The sequence below is a fragment of the Neoluteolibacter marinus genome, assembly GCF_014904755.1.
In the GTDB taxonomy this organism is placed as follows: Bacteria; Verrucomicrobiota; Verrucomicrobiia; order Verrucomicrobiales; family Akkermansiaceae; genus Haloferula; species Haloferula marina.
Map to the genome: position 1 here is coordinate 1 of NZ_JACZFQ010000337.1, position 276 is coordinate 276.

Below are 276 nucleotides of genomic sequence, written 5' to 3' on the forward strand. Positions count from 1 at the left end.
ATCCGAGCCGGATCCCGCCCCGCCGAGATGATCCTGGAGGCTCCACGGTGCGTGCCACCCTCGGGGCCAATCCGCCCCAGACCGAGTCCCGCCCGCTGCGCGATCAGCTGGGCGGCCTGCGCGACCTGCTCGACCGCGTCGCCCAGTCCTCCCCGGCCCGCCTGGCCGTGCTGGTCTTCGTCGGCGTGGCCGGGCTGTTCACCCTGCTGCTGTGGCTGCCGTGGTCCTCCCACGACGGGCGCTCCACGACCTTCGTCGACGCCGCCTTCACGGCCG

1 pseudogene is annotated in these 276 nt (G+C 74.3%); it reads left to right on the forward strand.

The window, feature by feature from the left end:
• Positions 1 to 47: 47 nt before the first annotated feature.
• A pseudogene (locus tag IG178_RS25155) lies at positions 48 to 276 on the forward strand (TrkH family potassium uptake protein); the annotation flags it as partial.